Source organism: Polaromonas sp. P1_G4 (assembly GCF_056405475.1).
Map to the genome: position 1 here is coordinate 1 of NZ_JBFUCA010000326.1, position 4875 is coordinate 4875.

Genomic DNA, 4875 nt, shown 5'->3' on the forward strand with positions numbered 1-4875 from the left:
GTTTCCTTCGCCGCCATTTCCTGGTCATGTGCGTGCCATGCCGGAAGCGGTCACCGGTTTCCTGGCTGCGCATCTTTGATGCTTACCCATAACCCTGCCCACATCGCACCTGCCGTGTGCAGCGCAAAATAGCGGCATGGATGACATCGTCAGGCAGGCCATTGCGMAATGGCCCAATGTTCCCGACTGCTACGGCTGGCTGGGGCTGGACGCACGCGGCAATTGGTACATGCGTGATGAGAGGGCCCAGGCCGCGGGACCTTTTGGTGGCGCGCCTGGCCTGGATGCCGCGCGCCATGCGGCCAGCAAGGGCTCGCTGCTCAAGCACGACAAGCTGATCGATTTCATTCAGCGGAATTATGAAAGCGACGCTGCTGGCCAGTGGTTCTTCCAGAATGGGCCACAGCGCGTGTATGTGGAGCTCGAAGTGACGCCGCTGGTCTGGCGTGTCGCCCCGGCACCTATGTTTGAGGTCACAGCCCATTCCGGCCAAACGGCGCGGCCGCAGCGCTGCATCGTGGACGAATCCGGCAGGGTCTACCTGGAAACCGACCTGGGTTTTGGCCTCGTTCATACCCAGGACATGACGCATGCGGCTGACGCGATAGAGCAGGGCCTGTGGGTGCCCGAGGAAGTCCTGGCCAGCGATTTGTCGCGCCGGTTCGGCTATGTGCGAAGCCCTCAGCTGCTACAAAAAAAGTAGCTGTTTGCGCTGGCTCTGCTTGGGTTGCAGCCCATTTCCTTTTGAATTTACATCAAATTTCCATTAAAAAAGCCGGTCATTGACCGGCTTTTTTTGGGGTGCACGACAGCGTTTACTTGGACGTATTGACCATGTACTGCACCACGGCCTTGATTTCACCATCGGAGGCGGCCGAGCCGCCCTTGGGAGGCATGGCGCCCTTACCTTTGATGGCGCTGGCTGTCAGTGCCTCGACACCTGCGGAAATCCGGGGAGCCCATGCAGCCTTGTCGCCCAGCTTGGGTGCATTGGCAACGCCGGCCACGTGGCAGGCTGCGCAGACCTGGCCATACAGCGCAGGTGCGGCACCACCGGCTGCAGCCGGCGTTGCACCGGCGGCTGGCGCTGCCGTCTTGTTGGCTGCAGCGAGTGCGGCGACCACATCTGCGGACGGTGCGGCGGCTGCGGCTGCAGGTGCCGTAGCGGCAGCAGCTGCCGGGGCGGCTGGCTCCGCAAACTTGCCGCCTGCGGCAGCCGTCATGTAAACCACTGCACGGCCAATTTCGACGTCTTCAAAATCACCGCCGCCCTGGGCTCCCATGGCGCCTTTGCCCTTCAGGGCGGAATGCCAGAGCGCGTCAAAACCGGTCTTGATACGGGCTGCCCAGGCACCCGTATCGCCAAACTTCGGCGCACCGGCTGCACCCGTGCCATGGCAAGTCACGCACTGCGCCTTGTAGACCTCTTCGCCGGACTTCAGCGGACGGTTGGCATCACGGATTTCAACCGCGCCGATCTTCTGGATGCGCTGCGCAACCGCCTTGGCGCCTTCGTCCGCACCCGCAGCTGGCTTGTTGGCCGAAGCGACGTAATACACCAGGCCGATGATGGCGAAAACAGGAACGACAAAAGAGAAAAAAACCGCAGCCAGCAGTTGCTGGGGGGTCTTGATGGGGCCAGTATGGGCTTCTTCGTGGGCCGTGGTGTGGTCGTTTGCGCTCATGGCGTCCTCAAAAAACTAAGAATCGGGGGGCTATCGCGTGGTGATATGGCGCTCTTGGGCAGCGCTTGCTCAGCAACCTCACATTATAACTGGGGGCTTGCAGAGGCCGGGGAGCGTCACGGCCGGCTGGTAGAATCGGAGACGTTGCGCGGCGTGAATCGCCCGCGCAGTGCAAATTGCCCTGATTTTGCGCCCCTCGGCCGCGAATCCGGCGCAGACCGTTTCCAGCGTTGCGGCTGTAGCTCAGTGGATAGAGTATTGGCCTCCGAAGCCAAGGGTCGTGGGTTCGATCCCCGCCAGCCGCACCAATCATGGTTTTTCTTGTTTGCCGTTGTCGCGCAGGCACGCCGCAGCGTTTCAAAGCCCAACTGCACTGAAATTCGTCACGGTGAAGCGACTGGCGGGTTCTATTATTCTAGGCAGCCAAAGCAAGTGATGCGATCAATTCCCTGAGCCATTGCTGCACCTGATGTGCATCGTTCCGTCGGTGCCAGATGAGGTCGAAGACGACTTCTGGCAACGCAACAGGCGGCGGAAACAAGACCAGCTTGCGCAGAGCCGGGGATTTGAGGGCCACGCGCTTCATCACCGTGGCCGTGGTATCTGTCTGGGCCACCACCGCGGGCGCGGCAAACATCTGCGGAAGCGTCAGTGCGAGGGTGCGGCGCTTCCCCAGCCCGGCCAGCGCCTCGTCAACCAGGCCATGGCGATCACCCTCAGGTGACACGAGCACATGAGGCAGCGCAAGAAATGCCTTCAGACCCATGCTTCGCTTCGCTGCCGGGTTGTCCCGGCGAACGATGGTCACGAACTCGTCTCTCAGAACAGGCCGTGTCAATATCCGTCTCTCTGCATGGGTCGGCGGGACGCCAACTGCCGCATCAATCGTTCCTGCGTCCAGCATGTCGACCGCACTATCCCGATTGTTAATCGCGTGCACGCTCAGCGATATTCCCGGCGCCGCGCGCGCCAGCTCCCTGACAAGTGCGGGCAGCAATACGAAAGCCGGATAGTCGGACAGTCCAAGGTTGAACACCAGAGATGCCTGCTCGGGCTCGAAGTCCGGCTCCTGCACGAGAGCTGTCTTGATTTGCCGCAGTGCTTGCGACACGGGTCCCACGATTTCCCTGGCACGCGCTGTCGGCAGAAGTCCTTCTGCGCTGCGCAGGAACAGCGGGTCGCCAAACAACGTTCGCAGACGTGACAGCGCGGCACTCATGGCAGGTTGGCTCACGCCTACCCGCGCGGCTGCGCGGGTCACATTGCACTCGTCCATCAGCGCGTCAAACGCCACGAGCAGATTCAGATCAATGCCATGAAAATCCATGAATCAAATATAACTGTATATAAGTCATTTGTTGGACAGATTTTTATCGGTCTACCAGAATCGGCCTTCTTCCACTTCAACCACCGAAAGCCGGACAAATGAACGACACCACACAGATGATGGCTGAGCGCCGCGCCACCGAAACCTTGTATCGCGCATTCAACGACAAGAACCCGGACCTGCTGGACAGCGCTGTGACTGCCGACTGGGATGACATTCCGCTGGCGCCCGGGCAAGGCCCGGGACCCGAGGGTTTGAAACCGATCATCCGCAGCTTCATCGAAGCCCTGCCGGACGTCCATATTGCCATTCACGACTTGATTCAGGTACCCGGGCGTATCGGTGTACGGGCTGAGATAACGGGTACCCATCTGGGGCCACTCTTCGGCATTGCGGCAACCGGAAAAAAGGTCAGCATCCGCATCCACGAGTTCCACGAATTCCATGAGACGCGTATCCAGCGAACCTGGCACCTGGAAGACTGGTTTGGCGTTTTCCTGCAACTTGGAAGCTTCCCTCCACTCGGCGATTAACTGGGAAAGAATTTGATGAAAGCACTTCGCATCCATGCATTCGGCGGCGCCAGCCAGGCGGATATTGAACATGCCGCCCTGGGCACACCGGGTGGCGGTCAGGCCCTGGTCCGCGTCGAGGCGGCGAGCGTGAACCCGCTGGATCTGAAAATCCTTGGCGGGTCCATGCAGCCTGTCTTTCCTGTCACTTTGCCCTATACGTTAGGCACTGACCTTGCCGGTGTGATTGAAGCCGTGGGTCCAGAGGTTGACCGGTTCAAGCCCGGTGACCGCGTCGTGGGGAGGCTCGCGCCGACGGCGGGGGGTGCCTTCGCGCAGTCTGCCCTGCTGTCCGCAAGCGCGTTGTGCCTGGTTCCCGCTGAGATGAGCTACGAGCAGGCCGCAGCGTTGCCGACGGCAGCTGGTACGGCCTGGCTGGCACTGTTTGGGGCTGGAAAGTTAAGGGCGGGGCAGCGCGTGCTGGTTCACGCGGCAGCCGGTGGCGTGGGCAGCTTCGCCGTCCAGTTCGCAAGGCAGGCAGGTGCGCACGTCTTAGCCACGGCTTCTGCAAAGAACCACACACTGGTCAAAGAATTGGGTGCGGACGAAATTATCGATTACCGCCGTGATGACTTTGCAGAGCGTTGGCGAGACCTGGACCTGGTCATCGACACGATTGGTGGGGAGACTCTCGAGCGGTCGTGGCGAGTGACAAGGCCGGGCGGGACGGTGGTGTCGATCGTCGATCACACGATACAGCCGCGTGGAGATATCCACGGCGTCTTCGCATTCTTCAGCGGCGATGCTGCGGCATTGGCGCTGATTCTCAAGCGCTTCGACGACAAACGGCTCCAGGTGATCCTCGACACAATCCATCCGCTGGATGACGCCCGCGCGGCGCTTGAGCAGGTGGCCGGCGGTCATGCGCGCGGCAAGGTCATCATCCGCACGTCGCGCTGATCCGCGAGGCAATGGCGCCTTGGGACCTTCCATCAAAAACGCACGCTCAGCGGCTATCCCCTTAGAGCGCACGGGGTTAGCGCCAGACCGCATTCCAGCATTGGAGTCGAGGCACGTCCACACCGAATTTGCGTGGAACCGATGCCTACCCGGTATCAATCCAGTGGCTAACGTCCATCGCGTGTCACGCTGATCCTCGCTGCTGGATTCTTGCTCATAAGATACTTTTAAAGTATTCACGTACCAGAATCAAGATATTTTACAGGTAGCGGTTGTCTTCCTAGAATCGCCAACAACACCGTGAGTTGCAAGTTATTACAACTGATCTTTCCCGGTGGATCTCCTAAAAAAGGCCGTGAAGGGAAACGCTGGATTTGTGATCCATTTGTAG

At 60.2% G+C, this 4875-nt stretch carries 5 protein-coding genes and 1 tRNA gene; 4 read left to right on the forward strand and 2 right to left on the reverse strand.

The annotated features are described in order from the left end of the window. The first annotated feature begins 136 nt into the window (after window positions 1-136). The gene (locus AC1D1X_RS15695; RefSeq protein ID WP_477698611.1) at window positions 137-703 is read left to right on the forward strand and encodes a DUF2946 family protein; all 567 of its coding nucleotides are present in this window, start codon (window positions 137-139) and stop codon (window positions 701-703) included. Window positions 704-815: 112 nt separating this feature from the next. Here the strand turns inward: AC1D1X_RS15695 and AC1D1X_RS15700 are convergent, their stop codons facing one another. After that, window positions 816-1685, reverse strand: a complete 870-nt coding sequence (locus AC1D1X_RS15700; RefSeq protein ID WP_477668845.1) for a c-type cytochrome — start codon at window positions 1683-1685, stop codon at window positions 816-818. A gap of 232 nt (window positions 1686-1917) precedes the next feature. Between AC1D1X_RS15700 and AC1D1X_RS15705 the strand changes: the two genes are divergently transcribed. Beyond that, a tRNA-Arg gene (locus AC1D1X_RS15705) sits at window positions 1918-1993 on the forward strand. A 107-nt stretch (window positions 1994-2100) separates the two neighbouring features. On the opposite strand, the gene AC1D1X_RS15710 is transcribed toward AC1D1X_RS15705, so the two are convergent. Then, on the reverse strand, window positions 2101-3012 hold the full coding sequence (locus AC1D1X_RS15710; RefSeq protein WP_477668844.1) for a LysR family transcriptional regulator: 912 nt from the start codon (window positions 3010-3012) through the stop codon (window positions 2101-2103). A gap of 98 nt (window positions 3013-3110) precedes the next feature. Here AC1D1X_RS15710 and AC1D1X_RS15715 point away from each other — a divergent pair, with 98 nt between their 5' ends. Both AC1D1X_RS15715 and AC1D1X_RS15720 read left to right on the forward strand, forming a co-directional pair. Next, complete coding sequence (locus tag AC1D1X_RS15715; protein WP_477668843.1) at window positions 3111-3545, forward strand: ester cyclase; 435 nt, start codon at window positions 3111-3113, stop codon at window positions 3543-3545. Between the two features lie 15 nt (window positions 3546-3560). Next, window positions 3561-4484 (forward strand): NADP-dependent oxidoreductase, encoded by a 924-nt coding sequence (locus tag AC1D1X_RS15720; RefSeq protein WP_477668842.1) that lies wholly within the window; start codon window positions 3561-3563, stop codon window positions 4482-4484. Window positions 4485-4875: the final 391 nt, after the last annotated feature.